Annotated in this window: 15 protein-coding genes and 1 riboswitch; of the genes, 5 read left to right on the top strand and 10 right to left on the bottom strand. The window is 40.9% G+C overall.

Annotation, left to right across the window (positions count from 1 at the left end):
- Positions 1 to 27: 27 nt before the first annotated feature.
- The 3 genes from Q4550_RS11200 to Q4550_RS11210 form a co-directional block, all read right to left on the bottom strand.
- Entirely contained in the window at positions 28 to 936 is a 909-nt protein-coding gene (locus Q4550_RS11200; RefSeq protein WP_303532725.1) for an HD domain-containing phosphohydrolase, read from the bottom strand.
- A gap of 105 nt (positions 937 to 1041) precedes the next feature.
- A complete protein-coding gene (locus Q4550_RS11205) occupies positions 1042 to 1524 on the bottom strand; it encodes a hypothetical protein (protein ID WP_303532726.1) in 483 nt (160 codons plus the stop codon).
- Positions 1525 to 1740: 216 nt separating this feature from the next.
- Positions 1741 to 3402, bottom strand: a complete 1662-nt coding sequence (locus Q4550_RS11210) for a glycoside hydrolase family 13 protein (protein ID WP_303532727.1) — start codon at positions 3400 to 3402, stop codon at positions 1741 to 1743.
- Positions 3403 to 3611: 209 nt separating this feature from the next.
- Positions 3612 to 3713, top strand: a riboswitch (purine riboswitch).
- 40 nt (positions 3714 to 3753) lie between these two features.
- Between Q4550_RS11210 and ade the strand changes: the two genes are divergently transcribed.
- Complete coding sequence (ade, locus tag Q4550_RS11215) at positions 3754 to 5469, top strand: adenine deaminase (protein ID WP_303532728.1); 1716 nt, start codon at positions 3754 to 3756, stop codon at positions 5467 to 5469.
- 47 nt (positions 5470 to 5516) lie between these two features.
- On the opposite strand, the gene Q4550_RS11220 is transcribed toward ade, so the two are convergent.
- Positions 5517 to 6680: an iron-containing alcohol dehydrogenase gene (locus Q4550_RS11220; RefSeq protein WP_303532730.1), complete on the bottom strand. Its 1164-nt coding sequence runs from the start codon at positions 6678 to 6680 to the stop codon at positions 5517 to 5519.
- Between the two features lie 66 nt (positions 6681 to 6746).
- Positions 6747 to 7718 carry a Gfo/Idh/MocA family protein gene (locus tag Q4550_RS11225; RefSeq protein WP_303532731.1) on the bottom strand — a complete coding sequence of 324 codons (972 nt, stop codon included), beginning with the start codon at positions 7716 to 7718 and terminating at the stop codon, positions 6747 to 6749.
- Positions 7719 to 7890: 172 nt separating this feature from the next.
- On the opposite strand from Q4550_RS11225, the gene Q4550_RS11230 reads away from it, so the two are divergent.
- The gene (locus tag Q4550_RS11230) at positions 7891 to 8376 is read left to right on the top strand and encodes a CarD family transcriptional regulator (protein ID WP_194218204.1); all 486 of its coding nucleotides are present in this window, start codon (positions 7891 to 7893) and stop codon (positions 8374 to 8376) included.
- A gap of 183 nt (positions 8377 to 8559) precedes the next feature.
- Here the strand turns inward: Q4550_RS11230 and gntK are convergent, their stop codons facing one another.
- Entirely contained in the window at positions 8560 to 10092 is a 1533-nt protein-coding gene (gene gntK / locus Q4550_RS11235; protein WP_303532841.1) for a gluconokinase, read from the bottom strand.
- Positions 10093 to 10300: 208 nt separating this feature from the next.
- Positions 10301 to 11200 (bottom strand): phosphogluconate dehydrogenase (NAD(+)-dependent, decarboxylating), encoded by a 900-nt coding sequence (gene gnd / locus Q4550_RS11240; RefSeq protein WP_303532733.1) that lies wholly within the window; start codon positions 11198 to 11200, stop codon positions 10301 to 10303.
- Between the two features lie 154 nt (positions 11201 to 11354).
- Here gnd and Q4550_RS11245 point away from each other — a divergent pair, with 154 nt between their 5' ends.
- Positions 11355 to 12212: a MurR/RpiR family transcriptional regulator gene (locus Q4550_RS11245; protein WP_194218202.1), complete on the top strand. Its 858-nt coding sequence runs from the start codon at positions 11355 to 11357 to the stop codon at positions 12210 to 12212.
- A 153-nt stretch (positions 12213 to 12365) separates the two neighbouring features.
- Positions 12366 to 13478 (top strand): NADH-dependent flavin oxidoreductase, encoded by a 1113-nt coding sequence (locus tag Q4550_RS11250; RefSeq protein ID WP_303532843.1) that lies wholly within the window; start codon positions 12366 to 12368, stop codon positions 13476 to 13478.
- Between the two features lie 42 nt (positions 13479 to 13520).
- On the opposite strand, the gene Q4550_RS11255 is transcribed toward Q4550_RS11250, so the two are convergent.
- The 3 genes from Q4550_RS11255 to Q4550_RS11265 all read right to left on the bottom strand — a co-directional run bounded on the left by Q4550_RS11255 (position 13521) and on the right by Q4550_RS11265 (position 16878).
- The gene (locus Q4550_RS11255) at positions 13521 to 13838 is read right to left on the bottom strand and encodes a DUF1330 domain-containing protein (RefSeq protein ID WP_194218201.1); all 318 of its coding nucleotides are present in this window, start codon (positions 13836 to 13838) and stop codon (positions 13521 to 13523) included.
- The gene (locus Q4550_RS11260; RefSeq protein ID WP_303532738.1) at positions 13810 to 16080 is read right to left on the bottom strand and encodes a molybdopterin-dependent oxidoreductase; all 2271 of its coding nucleotides are present in this window, start codon (positions 16078 to 16080) and stop codon (positions 13810 to 13812) included. The genes Q4550_RS11255 and Q4550_RS11260 overlap by 29 nt, the downstream gene beginning before the upstream one ends.
- 102 nt (positions 16081 to 16182) lie before the next feature.
- Entirely contained in the window at positions 16183 to 16878 is a 696-nt protein-coding gene (locus tag Q4550_RS11265; RefSeq protein WP_303532739.1) for a helix-turn-helix domain-containing protein, read from the bottom strand.
- A gap of 135 nt (positions 16879 to 17013) precedes the next feature.
- Between Q4550_RS11265 and Q4550_RS11270 the strand changes: the two genes are divergently transcribed.
- Positions 17014 to 17904 (top strand): R2-like ligand-binding oxidase, encoded by an 891-nt coding sequence (locus Q4550_RS11270; RefSeq protein ID WP_303532740.1) that lies wholly within the window; start codon positions 17014 to 17016, stop codon positions 17902 to 17904.

The raw sequence follows: 17904 nt of genomic DNA on the forward strand, positions 1-17904 counted from the left end.
GAAGATGTTATCCCATCTCCCCTTTTGTTAAACCTTATTAAGTATGCCATCTTCAATTAAAACCTCTTCAAGAGCATCAACGACTTCAGCGTCATATAAGACACCCGAAAGACGCTTTAATTCATTCATGGCGTATTCCGGCGTATACGCTTTTCGATAAGAACGATCGTCTGTCATTGCGTCATAGGAATCGCTGACACCGATGATCTTCGCGCCAATCGTAATTTCTTCATCCTTTAAACCATCTGGATAACCAGAACCATTAAGTCTCTCATGATGTTGGTGAATAATGTTGCTGACATCAGCATAATACGTGTCCTTTATCATCTCTGCTCCATCGGCTGGATGCTTTTTGATAATGTCATATTCTTCATCGGTTAGCCCACCGGGTTTGTTGAGAATTTCTTCAGGAACATTAATTTTGCCTACGTCGTGGAGGATCGACGCAACAATTAAATTATCAACATTTTCTGGGGATAGATTCATCTTTTTACTAATTTTCATACTCATACTTTGTACACGTTCACTGTGTTCTTTTGTATATTTATCTTTTTCCCCTACGCTCTTTACATTTTGTATCAATTTAATTATGTCTTCACTAATCAATCTAAATGTAGGTTCATTAATAACCCAAAGGAGGTGCGCTTCAGCTATAACCTCAAAGAATATTAATTCTGTTATAGCTTTAACTGAAAAATAATCTCCTTCATTTAAAACGAGATCCTGATCCTCACACTTTATTTGCCCTTTAAGAATATAGAAAAACTCATATGCATCAGGGTTCTTACCAGGATAAATATAAAAAGCCGTGTTTTCATTTATTGTATGGATCATAAATTCAAGGCCTGCTCCCTTAGCTAGTAAACTTAGGGAGGCTGATTCTTGTTCTACACTTTCAAGATATGAATTCTTTCTTCCAACAACAAGACCATTCACCATTTACCCTCCTCGAGTGCGGAACAATAGATTTGTATGTATTCATTATATAGTGCTTTTAAGATACAAAAAAGGTACATCATGAAATTGATGCACCTTTTTTGGTCATGGCCCGATAACTTTAATCGGATCAACCCATACCCAGCGGTCTCCAATTTGTACGTATACCCATGAACATTCAGCCTGAATGCCCTCTTTAGCAGCTTCTGCAATCATGTCTGCAGTCATTTTGTTTGTTTTATCAATTAAATTGTCAATTAGTTTATCAAGTTCTTGATTGTACTTAGAAGTAAGTTCAGCTTTCTTAGTCTTTACTTCTTTTTCAATCTTAGCAATTTCAGCGTCTGATTTCCCATCCTGACGAGCGGTAGCGAGTGTTGCATCAAGCTTAGTTGTTTCAAGAGAAAGCGTTGACAATAGTTTGTTACCTTTAGCCTGTGCTGTTTGAATCTCTTCTTCAATCTTAACATTTGTTTCTTCAATTTTCTGTAAAATATCACTATGATCATTTTCTGCTGCAAAAGTTCCAGTGCCCATGAACATAAATAGTGCAACTACTGAGAATAAAGCTACGATTAACTTTTTCATTTTAATCCTCCCCTAGTAAACTCGTATTCTGTGAAAAGATAGAATTGGGTCATACTTCCCACTAATCAACACTATACGGTAAATTTTTCAAGAAATCTATTCTTTTTTACCCTCTTTATTCGACGTTTTTGGAAATTATTAGATTACATTTATCGCTTATAAATGTAAATAATTTCTACAAAATAAATAAACAGCCGATTGAATCGGCTGTCTGTATTAGCGATTTATTCGATAAACTCTCGCTTCATAAGGCTTTAAATTGATCGAATCATTTACTTCTTGCACAACAGGATAGTTATTCAGAAGCAATTGATCTTGCTCTAGAACCAGTCTTGTTTCAAATACAGCTGGCTCTATTGATAGGTTCGTCACAATAAGAACTTGATCTTCTTCTGTTGTTCTCGTATAGGCATAAAGCTGCGGATGCTTTTCAAGAAGCAAATCATAGGTCCCGTAAGTGAAAACTAGGTTTTCTTTCTTCAGCTGAATCATTTTTTTGTAGAAAGTTAGAATAGAGTTGGCATCATTCTCTTGCTTTTGTACATTAATATCTACAAAATTCGGATTGACTTTTAGCCAAGGGGTCCCTGAAGAAAACCCAGCATTATAGTCGCTGTTCCACTGCATTGGTGTACGACTATTATCACGAGAAGAAGCCCAAATTACTTTCATGATCGATTCGTGTGATACACCAGCTTCACGTTGGATGCGATAGCGATTTTTATCTGCAACATCGTCATAATCTTCAATAGAAGGGTATTGAACATTTGTCATGCCGATTTCCTGTCCCTGATAAATGAAAGGCGTTCCTTGCATGAGGAAGTACATCGCTCCCATTGAAGTCGCACTTTCTCGCCAGTATTCCTTGTCGTTCCCCCATGTTGATACTACACGTGGCTTATCATGGTTCTCAACAAACAATGCATTCCACCCTTTGTTTTCAAGCCCCTTCTGCCAGCGTGTCAGCACCGACTTGAGAGATACGATATCAAGTTCAGGTTTATCTACTGCATCCCATAATCCAAGATGCTCAAATTGAAAAATCATATTCATTTTCCCATTTTTTTCGTCGACCCATTGATCAGCTTCATCAATGCTTACACCGTTGGCTTCTCCAACCGTCATCACGTCATAATTAGAATACGTTTCATCCTTAAATTCTTGAAGAAATTCTTGAATACCCTTCTGATTCATATGCATATCAAAGGAAGAGACGTATTTTTCATTTGCAGGATTGGGCATATCCGGAAATCCTGGGCGTTTTTTAATGTGACTAATGGCATCAATACGGAAACCATCAATCCCCTTATCAAGCCACCAATTCACCGCATCATAAAGCGCTCCACGAACAGCGGGATTTTCCCAATTTACATCCGGCTGCTTTGTTGAGAAAACATGGAGATAGTACTGATCTGTTTTCCTATCGTATTCCCATGCTGAGCCGCCAAAGATACTTTCCCAGTTATTCGGTTCTTTGCCATTCTTACCGTCACGCCAAATATACCAATCACGCTTCGGATCTTCCTTCGAGGACCGTGACTCGATAAACCATTGATGCTCATCACTTGTGTGATTCAATACGAGATCAATAATCAGCTTCATATCTCGCTTATGCACTTCCTCTAGAAGCGCATCAAAATCTTTCATTGTACCGAAATCTTCCATTATATCCTGATAATCAGAAATGTCGTATCCATTGTCATCGTTTGGAGATTTGTACATGGGACAAATCCAAATCACATCAATACCAAGATTTTTTATATAATCGAGTCTTTGAATAACACCTTGTAAATCACCTATACCATCACCATTTGAATCCTGGAAGCTACGAGGATAAATTTGATAGCCTACTGCTTCTTTCCACCAGATTCTATTCATGTCTCTACACCCTCATCTTTTAGTTAAAGTTAGTAAAGTGCAAACGTTTGCCTAATTTTCGATAAAAAAAACGCTTTCTTTTGTCTATTTAGATGTTCTTACTTGTAGTTTACTTGTATTCCACCCATTTATCAATATGAATATGAAAGTATTTTTTCGAGATGATGACAGATGCTATTGACGAGAGTTCAAGAGATCTATAGAATACGCTAATAATGCGTACCAGGTTTCGTATAAATTTGGAGATAAGGTCCAAAGGTTTCTACCAAACTACCGTAAATGGTTTGACTACGATGACAATTCTGGCAATGTGAATATGTCATCCTCTGTCTAAATGAGAGGAGAATAATAATGGAGAAGTTAACCAGAAGAGTTCAAGCAGCTGCGGGGAAACGCCCTGCAGATCTTGTGATTAAAAATGGAATTGTATTAGATAGTTACAACCTAGAGCTGATTAAGACAGATGTAGCTATTGTTGATGGTGTGATTGCTGGACTTGGAGATTTCGAAGGTCATCATATTATTGATGCGGATGGGAAATACATCGTACCATCACTAATCGATGCTCATGTTCATATCGAATCCGCAATGGTCACCCCTTCCGAATTCGCCAATGCTGTTCTTCCTTGTGGAGTAACGACAATTGTCACTGACCCCCATGAAATAGCGAATGTCTGCGGATCCGAAGGTATTTCTTATATGCTTCAGGATTCTGAAAACGTTCCGATGGATATATTCTTTATGCTTCCCTCAAGTGTGCCTTCTACCTCCTTTGAGAATTCAGGCGCCACCCTTTCTGCCGAAGATCTCAAACCTTTCTATGAGCACAGCCGCGTCCTTGGCCTAGCTGAAGTGATGGACTATCCTTCAGTCGCTCATACTTCACCTTCTATGATGCAAAAGTTATTCGATGCACGAAACAAGAAAATAGACGGACATGCCGCCGGGCTCCATACCAATGCTCTAAACATTTATAAATCGGCAGGAATTACGACGGATCATGAATGCATCACGGCTGAAGAAGCGCTCGAGCGGATAAAACGTGGGATGTATGTATTCATTCGCGAAGGGTCCGTAGCCAAAAACTTAAAACAACTCATTCCTGCTGTAACTGAACGAAATGCTAGAAGATTCATGTTTTGTACAGACGATAAACATATCGATGACCTGATCAATGAAGGAAGCGTCGATCATAATATTCGACTTGCTATTCAAGAAGGTGTAGATCCACTTCTAGCCATTCAAATGGCATCATTAAATGTGGCTGAATGTTTTGGGTTATCAACGAAAGGGGCTATTGCGCCTGGCCTTGATGCTGATTTTCTTGTGCTCGATGACATTGAGTCCTTTTCTATCTCTCACGTTTATCGTGCTGGAGAACTTGTTGCAGAGTCTGGAAAGACAAAAATGGGATCAAAAGTTACTCCTTCGAATCGGATTACAAGCTCTGTTCATCTTCCCACACTAAGAAAAGATCACCTGAAACTAGCCGTTTCGAAGGAAGTAGCGAATGTTATTGAACTCATTCCTAATCAAATAGTTACAAATGCCAGAAAATTAACAGTTGATCATGATGAAAATGGTGGGTTTGTTTCTTGTTCTAGAAAAGACCTTATGAAGCTGGCTGTGATTGAGCGCCATCATCATACAGGCAACATTGGCCTTGGGGTTGTGAAAGGTTTTCAATTTCATGATGGGGCAATAGCAACAACCGTCGGTCATGATTCGCACAACTTAATTATGGCAGGAACGAATGATGAAGACATGATCAAGGCTGCAGAAGTCATTCAGGAAATGCAAGGTGGGTTGGCTGTTATTCGAGGAAAGAAAGTGATTGGTAAGCTACCGCTGCCAATAGCTGGACTACTTTCGGATAAAGACTACCCTACTGTCATAGAGGAACTTAAAGAAATCGAAAAAGCATTAAAGGAAATTGGTGCTCCAGATCACTTCAATCCTTTTCTTACCCTTTCGTTTTTAAGCCTCCCTGTTATTCCGGAGCTAAAATTAACGGACCTCGGACTTTTCCATGTAGGAGAGTTTCGCCATATTAATATAGATGAATAGACGATATGAAGAAAGCAGCATGGCAAAATCGCCATGCTGCTTTTGAATTATAGAGAACGTTGTAAAATATCTCGAACGCTCTCACGATCCAGTTCTTTATAAGTGCCAACGCCTGGTTTAATAAATGTTTTCTCAACCATACCATCAAATTCAGTCTCGTCAATTTCGTAATCAGCAAGACGTGATGGGGCGCCAAGTGAATTCCAGAACTCACGAAGCGCTTTCGCCCCTTCAATTGCTACTTCTTGATCACTTTTCCCTTCTGATGAAACGCCAAGAACGTTTACCGCTAGCTGTTTCACGCGGGAAGGATCTTCTTCAAGAACATGTTCTAACCAGTTCGGGAATAGAATCGCCAATCCGCCCCCGTGAGGAATATCGTAAACAGCAGATACCGCATGCTCAATTCGATGTGTTGCCCAGTCCCCACCATCTGTACCATTGCTTAATGTTCCGTTAAAAGCTGTTGTACTAATGTACATCATCGTTTCACGATGTTCATATGATTCAAGATCATTTAGTAGCTTAGGACCAGTTTGAATTGCCGTGCGAAGAAGTGATTCAATAAATCCATCGATCATTGGTGTATTGTTTGTACGATGGAAGTAATGCTCTAGCGCATGTGACATACTGTCAACAATGCCATACACCGTTTGATTCTCCGGAACAGAGAATGTATAAGTAGGATCTAGTACTGAAAACGTCGGAAATACATGAGGAGAACCCCAACCGAGCTTCTCTTTCGTTTCCCAATTTGTAATAACTGAAACTGAATTCATCTCAGATCCAGTTGCAGCAAGGGTTAATACCGTACCTAGTGGGAGTGCTGATTCAATTGGCTCCTTCTGAGTGATTAAATCCCATGCAGAACCTTCGTAATGGGCACCTGCCGCGATCGCTTTCGTACAGTCAATTACACTGCCACCACCAACGGCTAGAAGGAAGTCTATTCCTTCTTTCTTACAGATGGCAGAACCTTTTTCAACTGTTGTTAAACGTGGGTTTGGTTCAACACCAGAAAGCTCATGCACCTCTGCATTTACTTTTCTAAGTTCTGTCATGACAGCATCATATACGCCGTTTCGTTTAATACTTCCTCCACCATAAACAACAAGAACTTTCGCACCATATTTAAGTTCACCTTGCAATTGGGTGATCTGATCTTTCCCGAAATAAAGACGAGTTGGATTGTATTGTAAAAATGTATTCATAAGACACCTCATTATCGTTAGTCGAAGTTAGTGTAACACATTCACTTCCTAAAAACGTACGTTAAACTATCGGTTAGTGATGACGACTTCACGCCTTTGCTCCTCTGCACGATAAGCAGCCTCCATCAGCACTGTTAATTCAAGGGCAAGTTCTAGGTTTTCATCAGTTTTGATATCCTTTTGAATGTGGTCGATCCACTGAAAGAATGGGGATGGGCGGTCATCTGGAATCGCTACCTCTTCCCACTGATCAGATACTTTCTTTAGTAAAACCTTCTCTGGCATGCCATATACCGCTGATCCTTTAGTTCCATTTATTTCAATGGTAAATGGAGAGTGATCATTTACAAACCCTGTTTCTGCAATACCGTAGGAACCGCTTTGATATCCAAATGTCACGACAGCATGGTCCTCTACTTCTTTCTCTGTTACATAACCGAACTGAGCTGTGACACGTTGCGGCATTCCTTGGAATAGCCTCGTTAAGTACACTGGATGACAGCCAAGATCGATTAATGCTCCGCCCTGACACTCTTCTTTCTGATAGAAGTGCTGTGGAAGCCAATCAGCAGTCGCTCCATTATGAGCAAGGCGTACACGTGTCTGTGTGATGTCGCCAAGATCACCTGATTCAATCAACTGCTGAATAGCTTCCGTATATCCATCATAAACGCGGGGTAATGAAACAAATAACTTTACCCCAGTCTCATTCACCGCTTCTAGAATCTCCAGCGCCTCATCTTCTTTAGCCGCTAGGACTTTTTCAGTAAAGATATGCTTTCCTGCCCTCGCTGCTCGAATGATGATCTCCTTATGCATGTTTGTAGGTGTGCTCACTACAACAGCATCGATATCTTCTCGATTAAGAAGGACGTCTAGATCACTTATGTACTCCACCGCTCTTTCCTGCGCTTCTTTTCTTCCACGTTCTTCGTTCTCATCCCAGATCGCTTTTATATCTGTATCAGGATGAATCTGCGCATCTTTGGCATAATCTTTTGCATGAACGTGCCAGAAACTAATCATTCCAATCCTCATTTTGTAAACGCCTCCATTATTAGTCAAACCTATATATGTCTATTATTGTAATGGAGTTTACACTGATCAATCAAACATACCGCACAACGAAAAAAATATTACATTCGTACAAATTAATTGTTTATGTTATAATAGTAGATGTGCTATAATTTATAAATTTGGGGGTGGGCGCTTGTTTGAGGTAGGCGATAAGATTTTTTATCCCATGTACGGTGCAGGTATAGTCGAAGCAATTGAGGAAAAAGAAATACTGGGCGAAACTCAGATCTATTATATTCTTAATATGCCTTTTCGTGATATTCAGGTGATGATTCCAAAAGGTAAGACGGAAAACCTGAAGATTCGTGAAGTGTCTGATGTCAGTACGATGGACGAAGTGCTAACTTCTTTTAATGAAGAAGTTGACGTAGAAGAGCCCAGTGCTAATAGGAACCAGCGTTACCGGGATAATATGAACAAGCTTAAAACGGGAGACATCCACAATCACGTGGAAGTGATCCGTGAGCTCGTTGCCCTTAACAAGAAAAGACCGCTCGGAACTGACGATAAAAAACTACTGGAGAATGCCCAGCAGTTTCTCATAAGCGAGATCGTTTTGACGAAAGACGTCGAGTTAGATCAAGCAACGGTAATATTGAAGGAAGCCATTAAGCATTAATGCTCGATGGATAACAAAAGACAGCCCAATCAGGCTGTCTTTTTGTGTGGTGTTGAAAGGATTCCAGTGTCTGCCGCGTCTAAACTTGGCACATACGCTTTAGTTTCTGCTAGCTCCTGTGCCACAGACCCTCGGTCACTTCGGCCTTCAGTGCCTGACGGGTCTAAGCTTGGCACATACGCTTTAGTTTTTCCCCAATTTTTTATTTTGGTAGTTGGCTATGGCTGTGTATTCTTCGGTTAGTTTTCTTGAGATTCTGATGTAGATTGGTAGTAGTTCGGCGTAGGTTTCTACGTTTTCTTTTTTTGGTTGATGGCTGAATGTGTCTCCGACGAGGTCGGATACGATGCTTAGTGAATCGATTTCGCCAAGTGCTTTTTTACCGAGAACGATTGCACCTAGGCAGGAGCTTTCGTAACTTTCTGGAACGGTTACTTCTTGGTTAAAGATATCAGCCATCATCTGACGCCATAGTGCGGATCGCGCAAAGCCGCCTGTTGCTTTAATTTGTTTAGGCTCTCCAATTAGTTCTTCTAATGCAAGAAGAACGCTATATAAGTTATAAATTACGCCTTCTAGTACTGCTCGAATCATATGTTCTTTTTTATGGTGCATGGCAAGACCAAAGAAGCTTCCGCGTGCATCAGAATTCCATAGTGGTGCACGTTCACCCGCAAGATAAGGATGGAAGAGAAGTCCATCGGCACCTGGGTTAACCTGCTCTGCAATTCTTGTTAGGATTTCATAAGTATCAATTCCAAGTCGTTTCGCCGTTTCTGTTTCGGATGCGGCGAATTGATCACGAACCCAGCGGAATGTGATTCCTCCATTGTTCACAGGTCCACCAACTACCCATTTATCTTCTGTTAATGCATAGCAGAAAATGCGTCCTTTAGGGTCTGTTACAGGGCGATCTGTTACCGCTCGAATCGCTCCGCTTGTTCCAATTGTGACAGCAACGACACCTGGTTCAATTGCGTTAACGCCAAGGTTTGAAAGCACACCATCACTTGCACCAACTATAAAGTTCGTTGAAGAAGTTAATCCTGTCTCTTCAATATACGGCGCTTTTAAACCACTCATCATATGAGTAGTTGAAACGGGTTTTGATAGCTGATCTGCTGTCACTCCAGCGATTTTTAACGCTTCATCGTCCCAGTCGAGCTGCTCCAAATTAAATAATCCTGTTGCTGAAGCAATGGAATAATCAATGACATACTCCTGGAAAAAGCGGTAGAAAACGTATTCTTTAATGGAAATAAACTTTGATATTGACTGAAACAATTCTGTTTCATCATTTTTTAGCCAAACAAGCTTGGACAGGGGAGACATTGGATGAATAGGCGTTCCTGTGCGGCGGTAAATTTCATGACCGTCCATCTCATTTTTTATTTTCTCTGCCCACTTCGCACTTCGATTATCTGCCCATGTAATGCAGTTTGTAAGTGGTTTTCCTTTTTCACCTACCCCAATTAAGCTGTGCATCGCTGAGCTAAATGAAACAAATTTTACCTGTTCTCCTTTTAATGAGTTATCTTGAATAACTTTTCGAATCGACTCCACTACAGCTAACAAAATTTCTTCAGGATCTTGCTCAGCTGTTGCTGGTGTTGGTGTATACAATGGATATTCCACGTTATGTTTTGAAACGGGTTGCCCATTTTCTTTATATAGAACGGCTTTTGTACTTGTTGTACCGATATCTACACCGATCATATATTGCTTGTTCATCGTCATGAGCCATTCCTCCTAAATCGTTATTGTAATCGATCTATTCACTGACTAGTATAGCTTTTCGTAGTCCTTATTACGAACTTGCCTATGATGAAGACCTGTAAGCGCGTTCAATTAACGCAAGATGTTTTGGGAAGAAAAGATCAGGAAGCATGTTTATATAAACATGCTCCCTCCTTTATCTTCCAAATTAATTGCTTTTTTCAGTTGCGTGACCGCCAAACTCATTACGAAGCGCGGCTACAACTTTACCTGTAAATGTATCGTCTTCTAAAGAGCGATAGCGCATCATTAATGCAAGAGCAATAACAGGCGTTGCTGTCTGAAGATCAAGAGCTGTTTCTACTGTCCATTTCCCTTCACCTGAAGAGTTCATAACACCACGAATCTCATCAAGGTTAGCATCTTTAGAGAATGCCTGCTCTGTTAATTCCATTAACCATGAGCGAATAACAGAACCGTTGTTCCATACGCGCGCCACTTTCTCGTAGTCGAAATCATATTCGCTTTTGCTTAATAGATCAAAGCCTTCTGCAATGGACTGCATCATACCGTATTCCACGCCGTTATGAACCATTTTTAGGAAGTGTCCACTACCTGATTCTCCCGCATAAAGGTAACCATCTTCTACACAAATATCTTTAAACAGTGGTTCGATCGTTTTGAAAACTTCGCTATCTCCACCAATCATTGTACAAGCGCCATTACGAGCTCCTGACTTACCACCGCTTGTACCAACATCAAAGAAAGAAATTCCCTTTTCTAGGAGCATCTCACCTCGGCTTTTTGAATCTTTGTAGTGAGAGTTTCCTCCATCAATGACAATGTCACCACGATCAAGAAGTGTCGACAATTCTGTTGTCACAGCTTGAGTAATCTCACCTGCAGGAACCATCATCCAAAGAATACGAGGCGTTTCTAGTGCTTCTACAACATCCTTAAGAGAAGACTTACCATTAAAACCTTCTTCGTTCATTTTTTGTACTTGCTCATCATTAGCATCATTTACAACAACGTTATGTCCATGATCACGTAAGTTTAAAGCAAGGTTGTATCCCATTTTACCTAAACCAATTAATCCGACGTTCATATTAAAAACTCCTTAAGTGAATGAAATATTTTTTCCTGTAATTTAATTATACATTAAATATTTTTTGTTTCAATTGGTTGAGTGGAATCTATTTTCATCTCAATTGTAATCGGTTACAATTATACAATCAGGAGTGATAGAGAGGAGAATGTAAATGTCCGATACGGAAACCCGTCACTGCCTTCCAAGAATTCGCTCTTCCTATTCGCAATTTAGCGAAAAAGAACGACAGGTGGCGGATTATATTTTGAACCATTCTAATAAAATTATCCATAGTACCATTAATCAGGTGGCAGAAGATTTAAACGTTGCAGATGCAACTGTTTTCCGCTTTTGTAAGCGAATTGGCTTTAAAGGCTTTCAAGCGATGAAAATTGCCCTTGCTGCGGAAATCGTGAATCCCATTCAGGATATCCATGAGACCATCACAGAAACGGATTCAACGAAAGAGGTAGCAGAAAAGGTCCTCCGTTCCAACATACGAACGCTTGAAGATACGTATCACATACTCGATAATGCAACCATTGATCAAGCTGTGCAGATTTTATTAAATGCAACTCATATTGAATTCTACGGAAATGGTGGTTCTGGGATTATTGCGATGGACGCCCAGCATAAGTTTATTCGAACAGGATTACGCTCCACCTCTTATAGTGATGCACATTTACAAATCATGTCCGCTTCTCAGCTATCAAGTAGCGATGTGGCTGTCTTAATTTCTCATTCTGGAACGAACAAAGATATGCTTCGTGTAGCTGACATCGCAAAAGAAACAGGTGCAACGACGATCGCCATCACAAATCTGGCGACATCACCGCTAAGTAAAAAAGTCGATATTCCTCTCTATACTGTTTCACAAGAAACCGATTTCCGCTCTGAAGCGCTCGCATCAAGAATTGCACAGCTAAGTCTCGTTGATGCGCTTTATGTGAACGTCATGATCGCACGAAAAGAAAAATCTAAGCACTCTCTTCAGCTTATGCGAGAGGCAATCTCTTCTAAGCGAATATAGCCTCATACTAAAACCCGCCATAATTGGCGGGTTTTAGTATAGGTTTTACTAACACATCATAAAAGCACATTGAAAGACAAGGAAAGAGCTGTCATGCTAAACTGTAAGAGTTGTAATTACAGTACGTGTATTAAAAGGAGGACAACAATGACTATGAATCGAAAAATGCTTCAATCTTATACTCTACCTTCTGGCGTAGAATTAAAAAACCGTGTCATGCTTGCTCCAATGACAAACTTCTTATCAAATGATGATGGTACAGTATCCGCACAAGAGCTTGCTTATTATGAAAAGCGTTCTGGTGGAGTTGGCGCAGTTATTACGGCATGTGCTTATGTGCTCCCACACGGGAAAGGCTTTGCTGGTGAAATTGGCGCTAACCGTGATGAACAGATTCCTGGTTTGAAGAAATTAGCTGACACCATTCATGCAGAAGGTGCAAAGGCGATTCTACAAATATTCCACGGAGGTAGAATGTGCCCTCCTGAGCTCGTTCCGAATGAAGAAATTCTTAGCGCAAGTGCTGTACCCGCTGAGCGTGAAGGTTCGAAAACTCCTCGTGCAATGACAGAAGACGAAATTCAAGAAACAATCCGTGCTTTCGGCGAAGCAACGCGAAGAGCTATCGAAGCTGGGTTTGATGGTGTTGAGCTTCATGGTGCCAATACGTACCTTCTTCAACAGTTCTTTTCTCCGCATTCTAACCGCAGAGAAGACACATGGGGTGGCAGCCTTGAAAATCGTATGAAATTCCCATTAGCTGTTCTAGAATCTGTTCAGGAAGCAATTAAAAAGCATGCTAATGGCGCTTTCGTTCTTGGCTATCGGATCTCACCTGAAGAACGGGAAAATCCTGGAATCACAATGGATGATACGCTTCAGTTTGTTGATGAGCTTGCTTCACGAAACTTGGACTATGTTCACGTTTCACTATCTGACTTCTATCAAGGTTCAATGCGCGAAGAAGATGCTACACCACGCATGGAGATGATCAAAGAACGAATTGGTCACAACGTTCCTGTCATTGGTGTCGGCTCACTTCATACTCCTGATGAAGTGGAAAAAGCGCTTGAGACTGGTGTACCTCTTATTGCTCTTGGCCGTGAAATGATCATGGAGCCGAAATGGGTTGAGAAAGTTCAAAACGGTGACGAAGATAGCATTCGAGTGACGTTACGAAAAGACGCTCAGCAAGAACTTGTATTACCTGATCCACTCTGGAATGCCATTTTTAGCGTACCAGGCTGGTTCCCAATCGAAGAATAGAAAAAAGCAAAGCCCCCGCGTTTTAAAGTGCGGGGGCTTTGCTCATTTTAGAACGGGGCTCAAATCCTCTAACTTATCAAATAAATGCCAGACAAAATCATCGACTCCAAGCTCACGATGTGGGTGCAAATCCTCAAGATCTGGATCACTTACATATTTGTATATACCTTCTTTGGATTCCCATTCAACAAGCATCATCACTTGTCTCGGCTCGATATCCCCTTCTGGTGATGAATGTAACTTGCCAATCGCAACAACCTTCCCTCCGTATTTACGTACTGGCTCCTCTGCCCTTTTTGCGTATTCAGCATATTCTTCTCCATCTTTTACGTTAAATAGATTCAGAGCGTACAAAGCCATGTTCATTCCTCCCACTATTTGCTTTTCTAACGACAATCGGTATACCATTTAATACAGCTGTTCCTGAAACAGCATCAAGTCTTTTTTCATTACTTAATATATTCGTATTGACGCCTTTATTTTCCTTAGCCACCGTCATTTTCATCCCATCTAGGTTATGACCATATCCATGTGGGATGCTGCCTACTCCAGGCATAATGTCTTCTGTTAATGCTACATTTACTTCAAGACTACCTGTATCTGATAGAACTTGTGCGAGGTCACCATCTTGAAGGTCAAGTCGCTTGCCATCTTCTGGGTGAAGCAATAACGTACAGCGGTCCTTCCCCTTCATAAGAACAGGCAAATTATGCATCCAGGAATTGTTTGATCGTAAATTTCTTCGACCGATCAATACCATATCTACTTGTTCAGACGATTCTTCTTTAAGTCTTGCCACGTCTTTTACAATGACTTCAGGGGCTAACTCAACCTTACCTGTGTGAGTCAGTAATACTTCAGGAATTCTTGGCTTTAACGCTCCTAAATCAATTCCGTGCGGGTTTTGTTCAAGTTTATTTAGGCTTAAACCACCTTGCTTTTTGAAATGGTCTCCATAAGGACCTGACCTAAGCATATAATCAAGCATTCTCTCTGGACCAATTCTGCCCTCAAGGACGCTAATAATTTCTTTCGGATCCTGGTCGAAAAGTGGCGATTGTTCATTTTGCACGTCTTTTTTAATGAGGTAATGAATCGATTTCTCATCTAATTTCGCTGCTGCATTGTCATCAGGCTCTTCTTCTCCAACTAATGTCGCAAGCTTTAGGAGGATTTCCCACTCATCCAGCTGGGATTCTTTCTTTTCGAAAACAGGAGGCGAGTAGTGAGAAATGTTTCGAACAGACAGTTGATAAAATGAAAGATCATAGTGTGAGCGTTCAAGTGGTGTAGGAGCTGGAAGAATCACGTTAGCATTTCTTGTTGTTTCATTCAGGTAACAGTCAATGCTTACCATAAAGTCGAGATTTTTAATGCTGTTTTGTAAGCGCTTACTATTTGGTGTTGACAAGATAGGATTACCAGCTACAGTTACAAATGCACGGATCTGTCCTTCCCCTGGCGTATCCATTTCTTCTGCTAAACACGCAACTGGAAGCTCACCGAGTACTTCTGGCAGTTCGCTCACTCTGCTTCTAAAGCGATCAAATCGGTAGCCTTTTTTCTTAGATGTCTTGCCACCGGCTGCAGGTGTTGTGAACATAACACCACCTTCGCGATCAAGATTACCTGTCACAACATTGATCACATCAATCAACCAGCTATTTACTGTGCCAAATGTTTGTGTACATGTCCCCATTCTTCCATACACAGCAGCACACGTTGCGGAAGAAATATCCCTTGCAATGGTGCGAATCGTTTCTGAATCGAGACCACATATCGAAGCAACCTTATCAGGTGGAAAATCTTTCGCGAGCTCTTTCACTGTTTCAAGTCCATTCACATGACCCGATAGGTGAGTTTCCTTCGCTAACTTTTCATCAAACAACGTATGGAGGATACTAAACAAAAAATAACCATCTGTTCCTGGTTTAATAAAATGATGATCATCTGCTACTTTAGCTGTGGCTGTACGAATGGGATCAACAACAACAAGACGCCCACCGCGATCTTGTAATGCCTTCAGCCTTCCTCTCATATTTGGTCCTGTCATTAAGCTACCATTTGAAACAATTGGATTCGCTCCAATCACAAGAAAATACTGTGTTCGATCGATATCAGGGATCGGTATACTGAAATCACTACCATACATAAACTCAGCTGCTAGCTGCTTTGGAATCTGATCGACTGTGCTTGCTGAATATTGATTTCGACTACCGAGAGCACGAAGAAAGAGAGGTAAATAAAGTAAACCTGAGAGATTATGAACATTAGGGTTACCGAGGTAGACGCCCACTGCATCGCGACCATACTTTTCAATCACACGACGAAGCCCTTTCCTAACTTCCTTAAAAGCCTCCTCGTAGCTTACTGTAAACCACTCTGTTCCTTTTCGAATCATTGGCTCTCGAATGCGCTCTGGATCATGATGAAGTTCTTTTAAACTAAATCCTTTCGGGCACAAATATCCCTTACTGAAAGGATCTTTCTTATCACCCTCAATATGCGTTACTTCTCCATTCACCGTGTGAATTTCTAAGCCGCATGTGGCTTCACAGAGCGGGCAAGTACGGTAGTGAATCTTCTCCTCCGCAGTGGTCATCGCATATTCCTCCTTATGTTCTTTTAAATACCAACTGGTTAGTATTTAAAGTTTACTGAAAATTTCATCACTATTCAAGGGAAAGTAAAAGGATTCCGTTAGTTACAGAATCCATTTTTCTCTTAATGCTTTTGCAACTGCTTCGGCACGATGATTAGCTTGTAACTTTCGAATCGCCGTACTTATATAATCTCTCGCTGTAAAATCACTGATTCGTAATAACCTGGCCATTTCTTTCGTACTGTAGCCATCAGCTGCATATTGAAGAACTTCTGTTTCACGTTTGCTTAAGGGGTTGGGTGACTGAGAGATTGGTGGGAGCATATAAGCAATTGCCTGTTGAAAATAAATCATCACATCATCAATAAGCCCTTGATGAACCGTAACACCCTCTTCGTTTTCATCAATTAGGACACAGCCAATAGCAATTCGCTCAATGCTTAATGGAATAATTAAGACAGATGTTAAATTATAAGCTTCGATATATTCTGTGGGGAAGAGCTGATGATGCTGATCCATCACCAGGAAAGAAGGCTTGTTACTTAGAAGGACTCGTTGAATGGGTGGGATGCGCCGTATATCCTCACGTATAGCGCTCATAGAAAACACTCCACTACGATCAACGCGAAGAATGCCTTCTCCAACACCTGTAAAATAGGAAAAAGTAAAGAGACTGGCACGCATGAATGGAAAATGGGCAAGACATTGTTTCATCATTACTTCGCAACGTTGGATCGGATCTTTCATCTCTAACATCCGATGAAAAGATCGCATCCACGTTTCCTCATGCATCGACATGATTCACCCCTATCTTTTCAGGAATCGAACTGCCGTACAAAAATCGTTAAACTGTATATGTAAGCGTTTTCTCCGATAGCTCCTTCATTATAAAATTTGCTAGAATAAATCGCAAGTATTGAAAGGTGGTCAAAGATGCGGAAAGAAATGATAACGACAAGCAACCGCGGACTTCAGGAAGATTCCTTACCATTTCGTCTTTATCAAAAAGCGAAGAAATTTGGCGGATGGGACCCAAGAGAGATTGATTTTACACAAGACGTAAAAGATTGGCAGTTTCTAACCGGGGATCAACAAGAAGAGATACTGAGACTTATTTCTCAATTTCAGGCTGGTGAAGAAGCAGTCACATTGGACCTTCTGCCATTAATCATGGTGATCGCACAAGAAGGAAGATTAGAAGAAGAGATGTACTTAACAACTTTTCTTTTTGAGGAAGCAAAGCACACGGAATTCTTTCGTTTGTTTCTAAATAAGATTGGTCAAACCGGGGACCTGTCCCGTTTTCACTCCGACACCTATCGTAAAATTTTTTATTCTATATTACCGGAAGCAATGGGGAAACTCCACCAGGACCATTCTCCTGAAGCGCTAGCTGAAGCTTCTACTGTCTACAATATGTTTGTGGAAGGGGTTCTTGCTGAAACAGGCTATTTTTCTTTCTACGAATCTCTTGATAAAGCCAAGGTTATGCCAGGATTAATGAAAGGCGTTGGATTGCTTAAAAAAGATGAATCACGTCATATCGGCTATGGAACCTTCTTGTTACAGCGCCTGATTGCTGAACACCCCCACCTCTTTGAGATTGTGCAAAATAAGATGAATCAGCTCGCCCCACTTGCAGAGCAGTTAACACAGGAAGGAATAGGAGAAAAAACACATAGCGCATTCGGAAATACACTTGATGCCACAATGGCCTTTTCTATGAAACAGTTATCGGTAAGGATGGACATCCTTGCACGCGCAAAAGGAAAAGACATCAACGAGATTTACCGTACTTCTGAATCCGATGTTGGCGTTCTTTAA

The sequence above is a fragment of the Anaerobacillus sp. 1_MG-2023 genome (assembly GCF_030547345.1).
Taxonomy (GTDB): Bacteria; Bacillota; Bacilli; order Bacillales; family Guptibacillaceae; genus Guptibacillus; species Guptibacillus hwajinpoensis_B.